At 67.8% G+C, this 18,552-nt stretch carries 18 protein-coding genes; 11 read left to right on the top strand and 7 right to left on the bottom strand.

Going from position 1 to position 18,552, the window contains the following annotated elements; genetic code table 11:
- Window positions 1–13: 13 nt before the first annotated feature.
- Window positions 14–856 (bottom strand): zinc-binding dehydrogenase, encoded by an 843-nt coding sequence (locus tag IEY68_RS17415; protein WP_229718841.1) that lies wholly within the window; start codon window positions 854–856, stop codon window positions 14–16.
- Window positions 857–1,049: 193 nt separating this feature from the next.
- On the opposite strand from IEY68_RS17415, the gene IEY68_RS17410 reads away from it, so the two are divergent.
- From IEY68_RS17410 to IEY68_RS36785, 4 genes are read left to right on the top strand one after another with little or no spacing between them, the layout of a single operon-like run.
- Complete coding sequence (locus IEY68_RS17410) at window positions 1,050–2,153, top strand: GGDEF domain-containing protein (protein WP_189094348.1); 1,104 nt, start codon at window positions 1,050–1,052, stop codon at window positions 2,151–2,153.
- A 28-nt stretch (window positions 2,154–2,181) separates the two neighbouring features.
- Entirely contained in the window at window positions 2,182–2,481 is a 300-nt protein-coding gene (locus IEY68_RS17405; protein ID WP_062999827.1) for a hypothetical protein, read from the top strand.
- Window positions 2,478–3,248 (top strand): branched-chain amino acid ABC transporter permease, encoded by a 771-nt coding sequence (locus tag IEY68_RS17400; protein WP_062999825.1) that lies wholly within the window; start codon window positions 2,478–2,480, stop codon window positions 3,246–3,248. The genes IEY68_RS17405 and IEY68_RS17400 overlap by 4 nt, the downstream gene beginning before the upstream one ends.
- Window positions 3,245–3,367 (top strand): hypothetical protein, encoded by a 123-nt coding sequence (locus IEY68_RS36785; protein ID WP_268241629.1) that lies wholly within the window; start codon window positions 3,245–3,247, stop codon window positions 3,365–3,367. The genes IEY68_RS17400 and IEY68_RS36785 overlap by 4 nt, the downstream gene beginning before the upstream one ends.
- Here the strand turns inward: IEY68_RS36785 and IEY68_RS17395 are convergent.
- From IEY68_RS17395 to IEY68_RS17385, 3 genes are all read right to left on the bottom strand, one after another.
- Window positions 3,350–4,609 carry an MFS transporter gene (locus tag IEY68_RS17395; RefSeq protein WP_062999823.1) on the bottom strand — a complete coding sequence of 420 codons (1,260 nt, stop codon included), beginning with the start codon at window positions 4,607–4,609 and terminating at the stop codon, window positions 3,350–3,352. The genes IEY68_RS36785 and IEY68_RS17395 overlap by 18 nt on opposite strands.
- Before the next feature lie 311 nt (window positions 4,610–4,920).
- Window positions 4,921–5,562 carry a TetR/AcrR family transcriptional regulator gene (locus tag IEY68_RS17390; RefSeq protein WP_062999821.1) on the bottom strand — a complete coding sequence of 214 codons (642 nt, stop codon included), beginning with the start codon at window positions 5,560–5,562 and terminating at the stop codon, window positions 4,921–4,923.
- A 184-nt stretch (window positions 5,563–5,746) separates the two neighbouring features.
- Complete coding sequence (locus tag IEY68_RS17385; RefSeq protein ID WP_229718840.1) at window positions 5,747–6,349, bottom strand: nuclear transport factor 2 family protein; 603 nt, start codon at window positions 6,347–6,349, stop codon at window positions 5,747–5,749.
- A 302-nt stretch (window positions 6,350–6,651) separates the two neighbouring features.
- Between IEY68_RS17385 and IEY68_RS17380 the strand changes: the two genes are divergently transcribed.
- Together IEY68_RS17380 and IEY68_RS17375 are read left to right on the top strand one after the other, a co-directional pair.
- A complete protein-coding gene (locus IEY68_RS17380; RefSeq protein WP_062999819.1) occupies window positions 6,652–7,050 on the top strand; it encodes a hypothetical protein in 399 nt (132 codons plus the stop codon).
- A gap of 11 nt (window positions 7,051–7,061) precedes the next feature.
- Window positions 7,062–7,229 carry a hypothetical protein gene (locus tag IEY68_RS17375; protein WP_189094347.1) on the top strand — a complete coding sequence of 56 codons (168 nt, stop codon included), beginning with the start codon at window positions 7,062–7,064 and terminating at the stop codon, window positions 7,227–7,229.
- 14 nt (window positions 7,230–7,243) lie between these two features.
- On the opposite strand, the gene IEY68_RS17370 is transcribed toward IEY68_RS17375, so the two are convergent.
- Entirely contained in the window at window positions 7,244–7,999 is a 756-nt protein-coding gene (locus IEY68_RS17370; RefSeq protein ID WP_062999817.1) for a hypothetical protein, read from the bottom strand.
- Window positions 8,000–8,494: 495 nt separating this feature from the next.
- Between IEY68_RS17370 and IEY68_RS17365 the strand changes: the two genes are divergently transcribed.
- On the top strand, window positions 8,495–11,077 hold the full coding sequence (locus IEY68_RS17365) for a helix-turn-helix transcriptional regulator (protein WP_062999815.1): 2,583 nt from the start codon (window positions 8,495–8,497) through the stop codon (window positions 11,075–11,077).
- 50 nt (window positions 11,078–11,127) lie between these two features.
- Here the strand turns inward: IEY68_RS17365 and IEY68_RS17360 are convergent, their stop codons facing one another.
- Window positions 11,128–12,090: a peptidase gene (locus IEY68_RS17360; RefSeq protein WP_229718839.1), complete on the bottom strand. Its 963-nt coding sequence runs from the start codon at window positions 12,088–12,090 to the stop codon at window positions 11,128–11,130.
- A gap of 219 nt (window positions 12,091–12,309) precedes the next feature.
- On the bottom strand, window positions 12,310–14,769 hold the full coding sequence (gene hrpB, locus IEY68_RS17355; protein WP_058856057.1) for an ATP-dependent helicase HrpB: 2,460 nt from the start codon (window positions 14,767–14,769) through the stop codon (window positions 12,310–12,312).
- Window positions 14,770–14,949: 180 nt separating this feature from the next.
- Here hrpB and IEY68_RS17350 point away from each other — a divergent pair, with 180 nt between their 5' ends.
- The 4 genes from IEY68_RS17350 to IEY68_RS17335 all read left to right on the top strand — a co-directional run bounded on the left by IEY68_RS17350 (window position 14,950) and on the right by IEY68_RS17335 (window position 18,513).
- Entirely contained in the window at window positions 14,950–15,399 is a 450-nt protein-coding gene (locus IEY68_RS17350; protein ID WP_058856092.1) for a MarR family winged helix-turn-helix transcriptional regulator, read from the top strand.
- A 72-nt stretch (window positions 15,400–15,471) separates the two neighbouring features.
- A complete protein-coding gene (locus IEY68_RS17345; RefSeq protein ID WP_058856056.1) occupies window positions 15,472–17,274 on the top strand; it encodes an MFS transporter in 1,803 nt (600 codons plus the stop codon).
- Between the two features lie 233 nt (window positions 17,275–17,507).
- On the top strand, window positions 17,508–17,681 hold the full coding sequence (locus tag IEY68_RS17340) for a hypothetical protein (RefSeq protein ID WP_156426310.1): 174 nt from the start codon (window positions 17,508–17,510) through the stop codon (window positions 17,679–17,681).
- Between the two features lie 367 nt (window positions 17,682–18,048).
- The gene (locus tag IEY68_RS17335; protein ID WP_189094346.1) at window positions 18,049–18,513 is read left to right on the top strand and encodes a MarR family winged helix-turn-helix transcriptional regulator; all 465 of its coding nucleotides are present in this window, start codon (window positions 18,049–18,051) and stop codon (window positions 18,511–18,513) included.
- Window positions 18,514–18,552 lie beyond the last annotated feature (39 nt).

Below are 18,552 nucleotides of genomic sequence, written 5' to 3'. Positions count from 1 at the left end.
GCTTCGGGCGACCCTATGCCGCGCGATGGAAAGCCCGGTCGCTCCGACCCTCGGCGATAGGACGACGACGTACCCGCTGTTCAGAGAAGTCGAGCACCAACCGGCCGCGCAGGCCACCGGCCTCGAGCAGACGGTGGGCCTCGGCTGCTTTCTCGGCGGGCAGTACGTCGGCGACGCGCAGCGTCAGGATGCCGTCCTCGGCCCGGCGGCGCAGCGCATCGAGTCGCTCGGTATCGGTCATACCGTCCGTCACCATCACCGGGATCACGTGAATACCGCGCCCGGCCGGGCCGGTCCAGCCGCGCGGTTCGGCGATCGTCCCACCGTCGGCCACGGCGGGCACTGCCTCGGTGGTCTGCATCGAGCCGTCCACGAGCCCGGCGACCCCGCCGGGCGCCGACCGGCGGATCCGCGCGGCCACCTGGGGACCGCGTTCGACGATATGGTCGGCGCCGAACTCGCGCACCCGGCCGATATCGCGCGGGGCGGCATCCGCGACGACGGTCAGTCCGTCGGCCTTGGCCAGCTCGACCGCGTAGCCCCCGACCGCGCCTGCCGCGCCGGTCACGGCAAGGGTGACGGGCCGCCCTGCCACCATCTCCAGCGTGGTGCCGTCTGCGCGGGCCAACGGTGCCACAACCTCCGGGACAGCTCGGGCCGCGGTGGCGATTCCGTGACACCATTCCATTTCGCGGGGGTCACGCTGTCGGGACCCGACCCGGACGACCGCCTCGCCGACCCGGTACGCCGCCGATTCTTCTCCACCGAATAGCCGTTCGCTGTCACCTTCGTATCCCCACGATGCCGCGACCGCGGCTCGGATGTCCTCGGTCAGCGGAATATCGATGTAGACCACGCAGTCCCTTCTATGGGACCTGAGGGAACCGGATTTTCCCGACACATCAGCTGTGGGATGGAACACATGCTCGCGCGTCGGGTATGAATATGTCCGGTCTAGACTGCTCCGGATCAGCTGGTGAGATTTCCTGGAATTCTCGCACTCGGTACGAGCGGCAGTGGCCGACGTGGTCGGGACCAAGGGTGAGTCGATGAATGACAGCAAGACACTGCGGGACTGGTGGAACGATCCGGTCGACTACCGCTGGCTGGTGCGCACGCTGGCGGCCCGGTCGGCGCTCGGTCCGCTGAAAGTGCTGATCGGCGTCGCGGGCGCGGCGATCGCGGTGATGGGCGCGGTGATCGCGGGTACCCCGGTGGGGCCGGTCGGCGATCCCGGTATCGCTTCGACGATCGGGGTGCTGAGCGGGACGCTGTGGGCATTGCGCTGGTGGCTGCTGCCCTGGCCGAGTAGGACCGAGTCGCTGGTGCTGATCGCCGGCGCCGATGTGCTGTTCACGATGGAGTTCCTGCAGGTGCCGGATCGGGTGTTCGGCGCGATGGGCGCGGTGCTGCTCGTGGTCACCGGCAGTTACCTGGGGTTCTTCCACAGCGCGCGGGCCCTGGCGGCGCATTCGGTGTGGTCGTTGCTGTCGGTGATCGTGTTCTCGGTGCGGATCGCCACCGGCGGCGGTGATATCCGGTTGGCCGTCGCGGTCGCGCTGCTGCTGTTCGTCTCGGTGGTCAGCGCGCTGCCCGCGTTGCAGGTTCTGTACTGGCTGCTGCGCACCGAATCACTGTCGGACCCGTTGACCGAACTGCTGAACCGCCGGGGTCTGGAGATCCGGCTGCCGCTGATGATCGACCGGTATCCCGCGATCTGCGTGATGACCTTCGATCTCGACCGGTTCAAGAGCGTCAACGACACCTGGGGGCATCGTGTCGGCGATACCGTCCTGGTACGGACCGCCCGGCGGCTGCACGACGCCGCGGGGGAGGCGGCGGTGGTGGCGCGTACGGGTGGGGAGGAGTTCGTGGTGGCCGTGCCGATGGCCACCGTCGCCGCGCGCACCGAGGCCGAACGCCTGCGCGGCGCGGTCGCCGACCCGCCGGAGACCTCGGTGGAGGTCACCGCGAGCGTCGGTGTCGCGGTCTTCGATGCGACGATCTGTCCGCGGTGCCCGCGCCCGTCCCCGGACCAGCTGCTGCAATCCGCCGACGCCGCCATGTACCGGGCCAAACAGTCCGGCGGGAATCTGGTGATGGTCGACGATCTCACCCCACCGCGGGATCACCGCCACCCGGTTCCCGGATAACGCGGGTGCGGTCATCACTCTCGGACTGATGCTCGTGCTCAACAGTGCGGCCGGGTGGATCTGGGGAGTGCAGAGCAGGGAGTTCCCGGCGATGGTCGCGGGGCCGGTGCTCATGCTGGGCCCGGTCGTGATGTCCCGGCAGTCCGTGGTGATCGTCGGCGCGATCGTCGGCGGCCTGTGCGTGGGGGTGGCCGAGAACCTCGCCGGTACCTATATCTCCTGGATCGGCCACGATTTCGAGCAGGCGGTCGCGCTCGTCCTCATCCTCGGCGTGTTGTTACTCAAACCGGAAGGTCTGTTGGGCGCGAAGAAGGTGGCACGGGTATGAGCCTCGTTCAACTCCTCCGCCGTCCACACGCCGAACTCGACGCGCCGCTGTGGCTCTCCCGTGCCACGGTGATCCTGGTCGTCGGAGTCGCCGTGGTGGCGCCGCTGGTGTCCGCGCCATATGTGAACTTCGACCGCTCGATGGTGCTGGTGTACATCGTCGTCGGACTCGGGCTGAACCTGTTGACCGGCAACACCGGCCAGATCTCCCTGGGCCACGGCTTCTTCTTCGCACTCGGCGCGTACCTGAGCGCCGTGCTGGTGGAGAACCACAGTGTGCCGTATCTGCTCCTGATGCCGATCGCGTTCGCGGTCGGCTACATCGTGGGCTATCTGTTCGGGTTGCCGGCACTGCGGTTGCCCGGACTCCAGCTGGTGCCTGCGACCCGGACCAAGACGACGGTCTTCGCGTTCAGTGCCGCGCTGGCCGGTGTCGGCGGTGTGCTCTACAGCTTCGTGGTCCAGTATGTGGGGCCGGAGGCGTTCGGGCTGCCGCTCGCGATCGCGTTCATCACGATGATCGTCGTCGGTGGACTGGGCACGGTGCCCGGTGTGGTATTCGGCGCCTTCTTCGTCGTGTACGTCCCGCAGTGGACCGCGGATATCAACCAGTCGGCCACCGGAATCACGTACGGCATGGCGTTGATCCTGTTCATCTTGGTCCTGCCCTACGGGGTGATCAGCCTCGTGCGGCGGGGTTTCGGGCCGGTGGTCGCACGCATCCCCGGACGCCGGCATGGTGGCCCTGCCGCGGGAGGCGCCGCGTGACCATCCACGCCGCCCAGGATCTGTCCTGTGCCACTCGGCGCGGGTTCGACGCCCGGGCGCGACCGCTGCTGGACCGCGGCGCGGTCGAACAAGCTACCCCGTCAGAGAGCGTCGCCTGATCTGTCGTGAATCGCTTCGCTCCTCTCATTGCGCATGACCGCGTACCAGAACGTCGCTGTCGCCAGCACGCTCGATACGGTCAGTACCGAGAACAGTGTCCTCGAATGACCGGCTCCGAGCACGGTGGCGAGCGCGGAGACGACGGCGGTCGATCCGATCCAGGTGAGACCGGTCAGCGATGAGACGCGACCGATCTCGTCCTGCCGAAAATCTGTGAACATCTGTTGCGAGAACAGAACTCGCGCGAATGTGCTCTGAAAGCCGCTGATCACTGCCATCGGAACCAGGAGAAGCGACGTCGGGTTCCACGCGAGGACTATCAGAATCGGTATCTCCAGAATTCCGGATGCCACCGAGACGGACAGTCTGTTCTCGATCTCCAGTTTCTCGACGATCATCGCCCCGGCGATCGCCCCGAGGCCGAATGCGGCGCCCAGGGCACCCCAGCGAGTTACGGCAGCGGAGACGCCGAGGTGGTGGCCGAGTGCAACCGGGGTAAGTATCAGATACGGATGGACGACCAGGATGTTGGTGATCAATTGATAGGACAGCACCAGCTGATAACTCCGCCGGGACCGGAGCGGCCGGAAGATGCCGCCACGGGGGGAAGCGTCCGCGCCCTCGTCGATCTGATCGCGGTGTTCTCGATACCTGTTCCGGTTCCAGATGATCGCCATCGACATGACGAGAAATGTCACGCCGTTTATCGTCACCACCAATCCCGCGCCGAGCCCGGCCAGGAGCAATCCGCTGATTCCCTGCCCGAGCAGCTGCGAGATGCTGCGATAGAGAGTCGTTTTGCGGGCCGCCTCGTTCAGCCAGCGCTCGCCCGGCGAGATAACGGCCAGACTGCGGGTCAATGCGGGCCCGGCTACAGCGCCCAGCCCGGTCAGGATCACCTGCAGTCCGATCGCGAGAGCGATGGTCGACCGGTAGAAGTCGGAGACGGCGGCGTAACCGAAACATGCTGCGGCGAGCGCGCACTGCACCGCGAGAGACGTGGAGTACAGCTCTGCTCTGTCGAGGTAGCCGGCGAGCATCAGTGTGACGAAGAACGGCACGACCTGCCCGACCAGGAAAACCACCGCGAACCAGCGCTGACTGTTGTCGCTCGAATCAAGGGTCGTGTAGGCGATGATGCTCGGCATCAGGGCCGTGCCGAAGCCGGATACCAGTGTCGCGAAAAGAAAGAAGCGCAATGCCGCCGGAGCCTGCTCATCACCGGCGGTCCGCACGGTCATGTGGACGACTTCCGTGATGCGGGGAACAGCGCACCGAACTGTCGCGCGAACTCCTGTCGTGGTGATTTCGCACCCCGCGTCGTCGGTCCACGCGAGTCGGCGCTCGTCATATCCACCCCCCACAGGACCCAGAGGTCCATTATCCGGGCGGGCCACCGAGCCCGCTCACCACATGCCGACCCGGACTCATCGGCATCCGGTTGCACAGGGACGCATATTATTCGGGGCGGACCACCGTCCGCACCAGTCCGGCGCACCGCTGGGGGATCGGAGGGCTACCGAACGAGGCCACGGCCGATAGCCGAAGCGCCTCAGGTCCCTCTCGCGGGCCTCGACGGGTGCTGATCCGGGTGGCGGGCCAGAAACGTGAGGATGATGTCCCGCGCCGCGTGGACCGTGGCAGCGAAGGCGGCCGGGTCCCGGCCGACGCGTTCGGCGCCCGCGCGCATGGCACCGGACAGTAGCTCCACCGCGAGGTGCACATCACCGACGTCACGGAACTCTCCGCGCTCGATACCGTCGCGGACGACGTTCTCCACCTCGACCACGATCGTGTGGAACGGGCTGCCGGGCCCCTTCGGCAACTCGTCGACCAGCGGGCCGGACCCCGGCCGGAACATCAGCTGCATGGCCTGGTCCGTGGATGCTTCCAGGACCGCCTCGATGATCTCCCGCATCCGCTCCGCGGCCGGGTCCGCGGAGCGTGCGGCGATCGCGGCTACACGCTCGACCGCGGGCCGGCTCGCCCGCTGGGTCAGCGCCAGAACCAGCGCGCTCTTGTCGCGGGCGTAGTTGTACAGCGTGTTGCGCGCGAGCCCGGCCCGGGCCGCGATGTGGCCCATGTTGATCGTGTCGTAGTCACGTTCGAGCAGCAGTTGCCGCATCGCCTCGGCGAGGTCGGCCCACACCATCTCGTGGTGCTCCTCGATACTGGCTCCCCGGATCCGCGGCATCCGATCATCCTCCCTCCACCGCGGCGTCATTCCTGCCGCGGGTCCGCCTCCCATCCCGCACGCGGACGTGCGCTTCGCCCCGGTTCCGCCTGCCGCTCGGCGCGGGTCCGCCGCACGGCGGAGCGATGGTCTTCTCCTCGCGGGCTACCTCGCGAGAGTCGTGTGGCGGCTGTGGCCTTCGCCGCTAGCGTGCCTGCCCGGCGGCCAGGGCAGCGCCGGACAGATGGGCGTTCTCCTGGTAGGTCGCGGTGAGCTTTACGCGGTCCAGGCGCCAGCCGTCCGCTGTGCGGACCGCCTCGTTGTCGTAGAAGCCGACCACCAACCAGCGATTGGGCCCACCGCCGGTGAACTCCTCCGAAAGCCAGTGTTCGGCACGGACGTGCGCGTGGATCGTCGCTCTGTCGCCGTCGATGCCGATGACATGGCCGGTGATGGCGTGGTGAGTTGCCGTAAAGGGCGCAAAAGAGGCGCGGATGATCTCGAGGTAATCGTCGAGCGGTGTGGTCATCGGTGGAATGTCGGCGACGGACTCGAAGTCGAGTGTGAGCGGGTCGGTGAAAACGAGGCCGGGCAGCTCGGTGAACTCCTTCAGGTCCGCTATGTCGGCATAGCGGCTCAGCAGTTCGATGAGATCGGCGCGATCGGTCGGCGCATTCATGAATCCATCTCCATTCACTGTGGCGACATCGGAGCGTTCGTTGTGCGGCGGTCGGGTGGTTTCCCGCAGCTCCATACGTTTATGCGACACCCTGTCGTAAAGATTACGACAGAGTGTCGCATAAATCAAGGAGGTTCGGTCGTGCTGCCGCCCGAGTGCCCGCGGACCACGGCTCGGATCACCGTCGAACTACCCCGCAACGGCTTTCAGCGCCAACGGGCAGGCGACCATTGTTCCGCGCGCCACCGTCCCACCCGGTGTGACCATGGGACAGCGCACCGCGCTCTCGGCGGGCGATGTGAACGCCGCGCACACGATCTACCCGGACTGGTCGGGCGTGGGCGACCGATGGCGCAATACCGGCGGTATCTTCCCGGTCGGTATCCACCGGTACCGGCACCGGCACCACCGATGCCCGCGTGAGGACACCGGTGCCGCCGCGTGTTCCGGCCACCGAGAGTCACAGGCGCGGTCCGCGGGGCGGGCCGACCGCCTTCGGTGGTCACCGCAGCGTGTTGTTCCTGCACGGCCGCGGGCAACAGGAGCGCATTCCCGAGGAGCTGCGCCGCACCTGGACGGCCGGCCTGAACAAGGGGCTCACCCTCGCCGGTCTGAGCACGATCGACCCCGCCGATGTGTACTTCCCCTTCTACGGTGACCAGCTCGTCGCGAGCATGGATACGCACGAGGGCGTCGATACGGGATCGGTCCTCTACGAGAGTCTGGTCGCCGAGGCGGCGCAGCAGGCCGGGATGCCATGCCGCGGTGGCCGCCACCATCGGACGGCCGCCCGTGAGGTCGGACATACTGGGCGCTCGGTCACGAACTGACCACACGCGCGTTGGCCGGCCGGGAGTTCGCCGGGATCCCGAAGAAATCCGGAAACCGCACCACCACAGCATCATTCATGGACGACCTGGGCGCCGACGGCGCATCCGGCAAGGCGCTGAGTACGCCGGGTCCGGGCTCCGACGACGCATCCGGCGAGCCGCCCGGCAAACCGGGATAGTCGCGGCGTACGGCCTATTCACCGAACTCCGAACGTGCGGCCGCGAGCGCGGTGATCACCTGCTCGGTCTTGGTCTTGCCGCTCGCGAACGTCAGGTCGAGCGCACGCAGGGCATTCTCCAGCCCTCGCTGTGCGTCGAATGCGCGCATGTGCAGATCCGCGGGTGGTTCACCGTCCGTAGGAGTGACCCTCAGCGACAATTCGAGCAGGTCGAGGCCGGCGACGGTCCAGCGTTCGACATCGGCGTACACATCTGCCACGAGCACCCCCGTCCACTGCGCCGAGGCGACCGGGCCCAGCGCCCGTAACCGCTCGACCGCCACGCCAGGAGGAGTGCAACTCACCAGGAACTGCCGCTGGGCGGGGTCCAGGGCGGCGGTGATATCGACACCGCGGGCCACAGCATCGCGGAGGGAACCGGAAGGTCGCCGGCCGATCACCGAGGCCGACAGCATCCGCCGCCCGCCGCACCAATCGCTCTCGATGCGGTACTGCACCGCGGAATCGGTGAAGGGCGCGACCCAGCGCCCCACCAGTTGGGGGCGCTGACACGGTCGCAGTTCGACGGTCAGGTCGTGGGCGGCGCCGCTGCGCAGCCGGATCACGATGCCACTCGACAGCAAGGTGGGCGCTCCTGTGACACCGGCGGAGCGCGGCTCGGCGAACCAGATATCGCGGCCGGTCGCCGTGGCACGGGTGCATCCGAGCCGGCTCAGTGCGCCCGCGACATCCCTGTCGAGGTTCACCTTGATATGGATCGGCGTGCTCACCGGAGGCCTTTCCGTCGTTGTCACAGAGCGTTCCGCGGTGCGCGAGCGCCCCTGGTAGTCAGCCTCGCCCATGGACCTGCCATGGCGCGCGCGTAGTGCGCTACGCGATCAGGTCGAGTACCCGAGTCACGGCGCGACTTCCACCGATGGCACCCCGGTCCCGCCGGCGGCTCGGGGACGTCCGAGTCGTGGAGTAGTCGACTACTCGTGACGGGCCCGGCATCGTCCCGGAGACTGAATGCGATCCGGTCCGGTCCGCGCCGGGGTCGGCGCCGATCCTGCAACCCAACCCGCGCACGATCAGCAGGCAACCGCCACGACGTCGACAACGCGCCCCGGCTCGAGCCGCGCGATGCCACCGATCTGCCACCGTGACCACCGCGCCACCCGCGCATCCGGTTCGCGGGGCCCATCCCGGTGGCCCGGTTCGGCACCTACCGGGCGCCGGGACCGACTCGTTGTGACGGCGCCGGACGAGAACTACAATTTTCATGCATGGGCGCACTCTGGCAGCTGCTCGAGCGCCCCGCCGAATACGAAGCCGTCCGTGGGGCTTTGACGAACGGCCATACCGGCGGTGTGGTGTTGGTCGGTGCCGCAGGGGTCGGCAAAACCACTTTGGCTCGCCTCGTTACCTCGGTGCTGTCCGATCCGGTGCGCTGGGCGGCCTGCACCGCGTCGTCACAGGCCATTCCGCTGGGCGTGTTCGCGCCCTGGATCGCCGCCTCCGCGTCGCGCGATCCGCTGGCGCTCCTGCACTCCGCGCGGGAGAATCTGCTCGCCCGGCCCGGCACTGTGATCGGCGTCGACGATGCGCATCTGCTCGACAAACTCTCCGCGACGCTGGTGCACCAGATCGCCGTCGACCGCGGCGCCCATATCGTGACCACCGTCCGCGCCGGGGAACCCGTACCCGACGCGGTCACCTCGCTGTGGAAGGACGGCTACCTCGAACGCATCGAGCTCGCGCCCTTCACCAAAAAGCAGTGCACCCAGCTCGTCGAGACCGTCCTGGGCGGTGCGCTGGAAGGGCTCAGTGCCGACGTGATGTGGGAATCGTCGGGTGGCAACCCGCTGTTCTTACGCAATCTGGTCGAAGGCGCCGTCGAGGCGAGCACCCTGACCGACGTCAACGGCGTCTGGCAACTGCGTGGCCCCACCGCGGTGCCCGCCGGACTGGTCGATCTGCTCGACGAGCGGTTGACCAGGGCGGGTGGGCCGGTGCTGGATGTGCTCGAGATGCTGGCCGTCTACGAGCCACTCGATATCGACGTCCTCAGCGAGCTGGTCGGCGCGGACGCCGTGGACGCCGCCGAGGCCACCGGGCTGATCCGGGTCGCCCGGCACAACGGTGCCGTCGATGTCCGGTTCAGCCATTCACTGCTCGGCGAGGTGATACGCCGCCGAGTCGGCACCGCCGCCGCCCGCGCCCGCCGCGGACGCCTCGTCGAGACGCTGCGGAACCGGGATACGAGCACCCCGGCGCACCGGATCCGGCTGGCCCAGCTGTGCGTCGACAGCGATCGGCCGATCGATATCGCGTTGCTGGTCGATGCCGCCAAGGACGCCGTGTCCCTGTCCAACCTGCCGTTGGGCGAACAACTCGCGCGGGCGGCGTGGGAGCGCGGCGGTGGGTTGCGCGCGGCCGAGCTGCTCTCCCGGGCGCTGCTGTGGCAGGGCAGACCGCAGCAAGCCGACGGGATCCTGGCCCGCTTCGACCCCGACTGCCTCGATCCGCTGCAACTCGTCCAGTGGGGTGTGGTGCGGGCCAGCCTGCAATTCTGGTCGCTGGGCGATGTCGAACACGCCCGCGAGCTGGTCGAGGTACTCCGCACACGGGTCGAGTATCCCGCCCTGCGCCTGACGGTCGACGCCGCGGCGGCGGCGATGGCGGTGCACGAGAACCACATCGCCGCGGGCATTCAGGCCGCCGAACGGGTCCTCGCCGATCCGAACTCACCCCGCCAGGCCATCGATTTCGCCGCCTTCGCTCTCGGCCTGGCGATGCCGGTCGCCGGGCGCGGCGCCGATTTCGCGCCGATCGCGGCCCGCAGCCGGGCCCAGCGAAAATCCACCGACGGCATCATCCGGGTGATGGTCGGCTATGGCGAGGTGCTCGCCCTGACCACCCTCGGCGACTTCGACCTCGCCGAACGGCGCGCGACCGAATTCCGGGAGTTCTCCTCGGCCGGACAGTTCGTCGGCTGGGCGATCGCTCGCATCGCGGTCGGTGTCGTGGCCACCTACCGGGGCCGGTTCCGCGCGGCGATCACCGCCTTCGAGCAGGCGCTGGCAGCACTCGACGCCGAAACCTCGCTGCCGTGGAAACTGCCCGCGCGGCTGCTGCTGGCCCGTGCCTACGCCGTATTGGGCGAGGTCGAACACGCCGAACGGGTCCTCGCCGACGCGGAAGAACACAGCGGCCCCTATATGGCCCTGCACGAACCGCAGCGCATGATCGCCCGGGCCTGGCTCGCCGCCGCCGCACACAACCCGCACTCGGCGGTGGAGCTGGCTCGCAAAGCCGCCGATACGGCGCACCGCACGGGCCAGTTCGCTCTGGAAGCCGAAGCATTACATCACGCGACTCGATTCGGTGATCGCACCCTCGCTGCCCGGCTCGCGGTCGTCGCCGGCCGCGTGCAGGGCCCGGCGGCGGCGATCTACGCCCGCCATGCCGCCGCCCTCGCGAATTCGGACCCCTGCGGGCTCGCCGCGGTCAGCCGGGAGTTCGAGTCCGCGGGCCTGCTCCTCGCCGCCGCCGACGCCGCGGCGCAGACGGTTCCGATCTACGACCACGCCGGACAACGCCGGCCCAGCGCCGGCGCCGCCGCCCGCACCATGGCCCTGGCCGCCCAGTGTGACGGCGCGGGCACTCCTGCCATCACCGCTGCCGCCCGCCCCCTGCCCATCACCGAGCGTGAACGCGAGATCGCGGCCCTGATCGGCCGAGGGCTGTCCAACCGCGCGATCGCCGAGCGTCTCTGCGTCTCGGTCCGCACGGTCGAAGGCCATATCTACCGTGCCTGCATCAAACTGGATGCCGCTGATCGCGACCAGCTCGCCGAACTGATCTGAGTGACCGTGGATCACGGTAACCGGTCACAGTGGACGGGCCGCGGGGGCTCTTACCGGGGGAAGAGGGTCAGCACCTCCGACATCACCTGCCGAGCGACGTCGTCGGTGGCCGAGGTGACCTCGACGACCGGTATGCGCGGTACGAAAGCTGTACTGCCGGAAGGTAATTCGGGCCCGACGACGGCGGAGTAGATCGGGATGCTGCTGTCGTACAGCGATGTCGAGCGGAATACGGTCCGGTCACCGATCTTCTCTTCGGTGCCGCGGGCCCGCAACTGGTCGGGGACGCGGTACTCATAGCCCACCGTGACTGTTTCGTTCCGGTACCCGAACAGGCATTGGGTCAGCCGTCGCTGATCGGTATCGGTGGTGTCGGCCAGTTTCGCGCGCACCGCGCACGGGTCGGCACCGAGCAGCACCGTGTCGACGGTATCGGGTGAGGTGCCCTGGGCCGGGGACTGCCGCCATCGCTCGATCATACCGGGCAGCAAACTATCGGCGACCGCACACGAATCACGGTCCGGAACGGCGATGCTGAGGTAGAACGCGGCGCCCACCGGGAAACGGGCGGTGGCACCGCAGGCGCGCGGATCGTTGTCGCGTCCGGGAACCAGCAGGACGCTCACATCGCCCAGTTGCTTGCTGATACCGCGGCTCGGGGTGAGTGTGGGGAGCAGGGTTGTATGCCAGGTCAGAGTGCCGACTTCACCCGCGCCCGCGTCGCCGAGGACTGCTCGGCACGAGTCCAGACCGACCGTAACGCTCCGGATATCGCCCAGGTCGAGGTCACCGAGGGTTTCGCGGGGGAGCAGAGCGCAGACGTCGATCTCCCGGGTCGCCTGGGCGACGTCCGCTTGCTGTTGCGGGGTGTCGGCGGGTGCCGACCAGAATTCCGGCGGTGGAGCGGGAGCCGCCTGCGATCGTGTCTCGTCGGCCCGGGTGCCGGTGTCGTCACCGCAGCCCACCACGGCGAGCGAGACGGCTGTGACGAGCGCGAGCGTGCGATTCATCATCACCTCTGACCTCCCGGTACGGGCCGAGCCGGATCGTTGCCCGGCATCGAGTCTGCGCGCAACGGCAACTACTGCGCAATTATCCCGATGCCTTCGGCCGGTCGGCAGGCTCGGGCCCGGACGCGAGAGATCAGGTCTGGGCCGATCGCCGGGGTCTCCGGCTCGTCATGTGCCGGAGACGGCACGTTCCTGCGGGATATCATCAGTCGAGACGCGGGGTCAGCGTGATGGTCCTGGCCGGTCACGGTCGGCGTTGCGGGCAGTGCCTCGGTGGGCGGGCACGGTGGTGGGGTCTTCCGGCCAGGCATGTTTGGGGTAGCGGCCGCGCAGGTCGGCGCGGACTCGCGGCCAGCCGGTCCGCCAGAAGGATGTGAGGTCCGCGGTGACTGCTATCGGGCGTCGGGCGGGTGAGAGCAGGTGCAGCACGATCGGGACGCGACCGCCTGCCAGGCGTGGTGTGTCTGTCCAACCGAAGACCTCCTGCACCTTGATCGCGAGCACCGGCGGGTCGGTCGAGTAGTCGAGGCGGGGCCGGCTGCCGGAGGGGACCTCCGCGCGTTCGGGCGCCAGTTCGTCCAAGCGGGCGGCATCCGGCCAGGGCAGCAGGCGGCGCAGTGCCTGTCCGGCGTCGACGCGTTCGAGGTCGGCGCGGCGCCGGGCGGCGGCGAGTTCGGGGCCGAGCCAGGTGTCGGCGGTGGCGAGGAGTGACTCGTCGTCGACCCGCGGCCAGGGGGCGCCGAGAGCGCGGTACAGGAAGTCGAGACGTTGCCGGAAGGCGATCGCCTCGGCGTTCCAGCGCAGTAGGCCGAGACCGGTCGAGTTCAGCCCGCGCCGCACCGCTGCGCCGACCGATCGGCGATCGGGGTCGGGAATCGGTTTCTCCGACAGTGTGATCGCACCCAGTCGTTCGACCCGCCGGGCGACCACATCGCCGTCGATCCAATCGATCTCGTCGACGGTGATCAGCAGGTTCGACGCGGCACGGCGGGCCAGCTCTTCATCGGCGACCGCGGCCAACCGTATGTACCCTTCGGCACGACCCGGGTCGCGGGTCGCGACGCCGATCGCCAGCCACTCCGGATCACCTGTTCCGGAGCCGGGCGGCAGCGTCACCGCAGTGCCACCGACCATGAGATAACTCGCCGAACCCGGGCCGCGCCGGCGAGCCAGACGCTCCGGATGAGCGAGCGCGACAACGAAAGCCGGATCGTCGACCCCGTCGGGCCCCTCGACCGATCGGGCCAGTCGCTCGACCTCCCGTCGCCAGCGCGCCGGCCGCTCGCGCCGCAGCGCACGCAGGCCTGCGGTGAGATCGACACCGGATATATGGGTGTCGTCATCGAGGACGGTGACCACTTCCGCAGCCGCCCGCGCGCCCACCACTGCGGCCCCGTCGAGCAACGCGCGCGCCAGCCGCGGATGGAGCCCGATCCGGGCGATTCCCCGCCCGCGGTCGGTCACCGCACCGTCTCCGTCGACAGCTCCCAACGCGCGCAGTACCTCCCGCCCGGCGGCCAATCCGCCGGGCGGTGGGGCATCCCACCAGGTGAGGCCGTGCCCATCGGCGGTACCCCAACACGCCAGTTCCAGCGCCAACCGCGTCAGGTCCGCTGTCCGGATCTCCGGTTCCGGATAGGCGGGCAGCGTGCCGTGCTCGTATTCGGGCCAGCACCGCCATACCCGTCCCGGGGCTTCACGCCCGGCTCGCCCGGCCCGCTGCTCGGCCACCGCCGCCGACACTCGAACTGTGGCAAGACCGGAGAGTCCTCGCGCCCGATCGATACGTGGGACTCGGGCGAGACCCGAATCCACCACTGCCCGCACCCCCGGCACCGTCAGACTGGACTCCGCCACCGCCGTGGACAACACCACTCGCCGCCGAGTCCCGGGCCGTAACGCGGTGTCCTGCCCCGCCGCGGAGAGTCTGCCGTGCAACGGAACGATATCCACGTCGTCCGGATCGGCCAGAAGTACTGTCGTCCGCCGGATTTCGGCTGCGCCGGGGAGGAAGACCAGTACATCGCCTTCGGTTTCGGCGAGCGCGGTTCGGGTGGCGCGCGCGACCTGCGCTTCGATCCGCTCCCGTGGCAACGACGGGACGTAGGTGGTCTCCACGGGATAGGTCCGACCCTGGGCCCGCACCACCGGCGCCGCGTGATCCCCGCCGAGTAGGGCCGAAAGCCGTTCGGCTGCGACAGTTGCCGATGTCGCGAGCACCTGCAGGTCCGGCCTCAATCCGGCTCGGGCGTCCAGCAGCAACGCCAACAGCAGATCCGCGTCGAGATGCCGCTCGTGACACTCGTCGAGCATGATCACATCGACCCCTGCCGACTCGGGATCGTCCTGTAACCGTCGTACCAGCAACCCCGATGTGACGACCTCGATCCGAGTCCCGCGGCCCACCCGTCGATCCCCCCGGACCGAGTAACCGACGGTTTCGCCCACCTGCTCGCCCAGCAGCGCAGCCATCCGCCCGGCTGCGGCCCGGGCCGCCAACCGCCGGGGCTCGGCGACGACCACCCGCCCTGCGACAGACGCCGCCAGCGCCAAGGGTGCCAGGGTTGTCTTACCGGTCCCCGGCGGCGCGACCAGCACGGCAGTCCTGCGTTCGGCCAACGTCTCGACGAGATGATCGAGAACGCTACGGATAGGTAGGTCGGGAAGCTCGGGCGGTTTCATCACCGATCAGTGTGAGGCCTCGGCTCCGATCCACGACGCCCACCGTATCGGTGGGCCGCCGACACCATCCGCAGCCCACGCATCGACGCCGGGTACGGTTTACTTGCTTAGCAGAAGCAACTAATCTACCGGCATAAACATTCTCATCTCTGGTAATCGAACAGACGAAGGATGGGCGCGATGGAGTTGATATCCGTCGCTGACGAGCTCGGCACCCCCGCCGACGTCGCGACCCTGTATCACCTGCTCACCCGAATCAACCGCACACTGCGCACCCGCGATCAGGGCCGAAATCTCAGCGCGGGTGTCGCGTCGGCGCTGTGGACGATCATCAACCACGCCCCGATCCGGATGTCCACCCTGGCCGAACGAGAATCCGTCTCCGCACCGACGATGTCTCGTATCGTGGCCGTCCTCGTGGACCGGGGGTACATCGAACGCACCCCCGACCCCGGCGACGGCCGCGCCCGCCTGCTGAACCCGACAGCGGCCGGGATCGAATTGATCGCCGACGCCCGGACCAAGAGAGCGCAATTGCTCGCGGAGGCCCTCGACGGCCTCGACGCGGACGATCGCGTGACGGTCGGCCGCGGAGTCACGATTCTGGCCGAGGCGCTCGGGATGACCTAACGCTTCCGGACACACGCCGACGATGCGTCGCGTTTCAGCCATCCCTTGGACCACCGCTCAGAGGAACTGCCCATGACCACGCCCACCGTACGAGCATCCACCGCGGGATCGGCAGACCTCGGACCGCACTACAAATGGATCGCGCTCTCCAACACCACTCTCGGCATGCTGATCGCCACGATCAACTCCTCCATCGTGTTGATCGCGCTGCCCGATATCTTCAAGGGCATCGGTCTCAATCCCCTGGAATCCGGGAACACCAGCTATCTGCTCTGGATGATGATGGGGTTCCTGGTCGTCACCGCTGTGCTCGTGGTCAGCTTCGGCCGTCTCGGTGATATGTTCGGCCGAGCTCGTATGTACAACCTGGGCTTCGCCATCTTCACCATCTCGTCGGTCTTCCTGGCGATCACCTGGTTCGACGGCCCCGCCGCGGCGATCTGGCTGATCGCCTGGCGGATCGTCCAGGGCATCGGCGGCGCCTTCCTCATGGCCAACAGCTCCGCCATTCTCACCGACGCGTTTCCCGCCGGCCAGCGCGGACTCGCCATGGGTATCAACGGTGTCGCCGCTATCGCCGGCTCGTTTCTGGGCCTGCTCGTCGGCGGTGTGCTGGCGCCGATCCAGTGGCACTACATCTTCCTCGTATCAGTTCCGTTCGGTGTCGTCGGTACCGTGTGGGCCTACCTGAAACTGCGCGACACCGGCGTCCGCACGAGGGCGAAGATGGACTGGTGGGGCAATGTGACGTTCGCTGTGGGTCTCGTCGCGATCCTGGTCGGCATCACCTACGGCATCCAGCCCTATGGCAGCTCCGATATGGGATGGTCGAACCCCTGGGTGTTGACGGCGATCATCGGTGGTCTCGTCGTGCTCGGCGTATTCGTGTACATCGAAACGAAAGTCGAGAGCCCGCTCTTCGAGTTGTCCTTGTTCGAGAACCGTTCGTTCGCGTTCGGTAACGCGGCCAATCTGATGGGATCGATAGGCCGCGGTGGCCTGCAGTTCGTCCTGATCATCTGGCTGCAGGGCATCTGGTTGCCGCAGCACGGCTTCGACTACTCCCGCACCCCGCTGTGGGCCGGGATCTACATGCTGCCCATGACAGTCGGCTTCCTGCTCAGCGCCCCGCTCTCCGGCGCGCTGTCGGATCGGTTCGGCGCCAAGGGTTTCACGACCACCGGAATGCTCATCACCGCGGGGACCTTCGGCGCGCTGACAGCCATACCGGTCGACTTCGGCTACTGGGCATTCGCGCTGATCCTGCTGATCAACGGCATCGGCATGGGTCTGTTCTCCTCACCGAACCGCGCCCTGGTGATGAACTCACTGCCGATCACCTCCCGCGGCTCGGGCGCCGGCATGATGACGACCTTCCAGAACGCGTCGATGGTGCTGTCGATCGGGCTGTTCTTCTCGCTGATGATCGCCGGACTGAGCGCGCATCTCCCGGCCGCGATGTTCGACGGTCTGACCGCGGGCGGCATGACCGGAGAATCAGCTCAGGGGATCGCCCAGCTGCCGACAGTCGGCATCCTGTTCGCGGCGTTCCTGGGCTACAACCCCATCCAGCAGGTCGGTGGCGACGCGCTGCACGGGCTGTCGCAGTCCAGTATCGATCACCTGACCGGGCTGGAGTTCTTCCCCCATTTGATCAGCGACCCGTTCGCCGACGGTCTCAGCGCCGCCTTCACCTTCGCGCTCATCTGCTGTGTGCTCGGTGCGATCTTCTCACTCTTCACGGACGGACGCCGGAAGGGAAAGGCGGACAGCGAGGAGATCCACGAGTCGGTCGGCGAAGAGCTGGCCGCGGTCGCCGCACTCGCGTCGGGGGAGGCTCCGTCCGAACTGATCGACGGACCTGTACGACGCTGAGCCGGTTCCGACCGGGACTGCGGCGCGGGGACGCGGTGAATCGGCCACCCTCTCGTTCTCGGGGCCTGGCCGGCCGCATATCCGACCCGGCCTCCGGCGGACCCGGCCTATGAACGCCATTGTGTAGTAGACGTGCTCGATATTCCGTTCGACCACACCGACGAGCTCCCAACCCAGGGATTCGAGCAGCTCGATGCCGATGAGCAGATGGACGACCGGCTCGAAGGTCGCGCATGAGGGAGTCCGAAGGAATGGAAACCCTGCGCGCGACCGGATTGCCACCCGATGCCGTCGAAGTCCTGGAGGATACCGAGCGCGATCTCCCGCTCGTCGCGGAGATATTCGTCGACGTCTGCCTTCGTCGGGCCGGTATCGCTTGCTGCGTCTGCCGGGACCATGTCGACTGACCTGCTGAGCAGGGCAGGAACATCCATGAGCCGATTCTCGGCCACGACCGGCGGATAGATCAAAAAGACCCGGCCCGTAGCGGGGCCGAATATTCGGATCGCTGCGATCCGAAAGTCCGGAGGGGAGGCGGCGCGTTCGGAGATCACGCCCTCGAGCTGGGGAAATGTGAATTCTGGAACCGTGATCGCCGGAAACTGAGTGTGTCGGCCACCCGCGGTCCATGCCGGGATTTACTTGATCGTTGTTAACCTTTTGTCGTCGGTTCCACACGGTTGACCGGTCACCTGCGAACGAAGGGAACCTGCACGATGACGACAATGTGTCAGGTCTCCCCACCCGGGACCCCTCTGCACGAAGGACATGCCGATGACCCTGCCCGACTCGTCGACCACCAGCGCGGAGTACGTGGCAGCGGTGGAGCGAGTGCAGGTCGCACTCATTCAAGCGGCCCGGCAGTTCCGGACGATGGATCGTGCGGGTATCAACCAATCCGCGCGCAGCACCCTCGCGGCGATCGTCAAATTCGGGCCGCTGTCGATGTCCGAACTCGCGGCACACGAGGGTGTGGACCCGGCCAGCGTATCGCGAACGGTTCGCAAGCTCGAGGAGTCCGGGGAGGTCGTCCGCCGCACTTCGGATGCGGATGGCCGGGTCAACTTGATCGAAGTGAGCGAGTCGGGCCGCGAGCTGTTCCTGCGCAGCCGCCGACAGCTCACCGAGATCATCCTGGACCGGATCTCGACACTCTCACCCGAGCAGATGGCCACGATCATCGCCCTCGGCGACGGACTGGAACTCCTGGTGTCGGCGACGGGGCCGCATCCGTCGTAACGACCCCGCGCGGGTGTCCGACACCCGCACCTGCGCACC

Source organism: Nocardia jinanensis (genome assembly GCF_014645735.1).
In the GTDB taxonomy this organism is placed as follows: domain Bacteria; phylum Actinomycetota; class Actinomycetes; order Mycobacteriales; family Mycobacteriaceae; genus Nocardia; species Nocardia jinanensis.
This window is presented reverse-complemented; position numbering and strand designations above follow the sequence as displayed.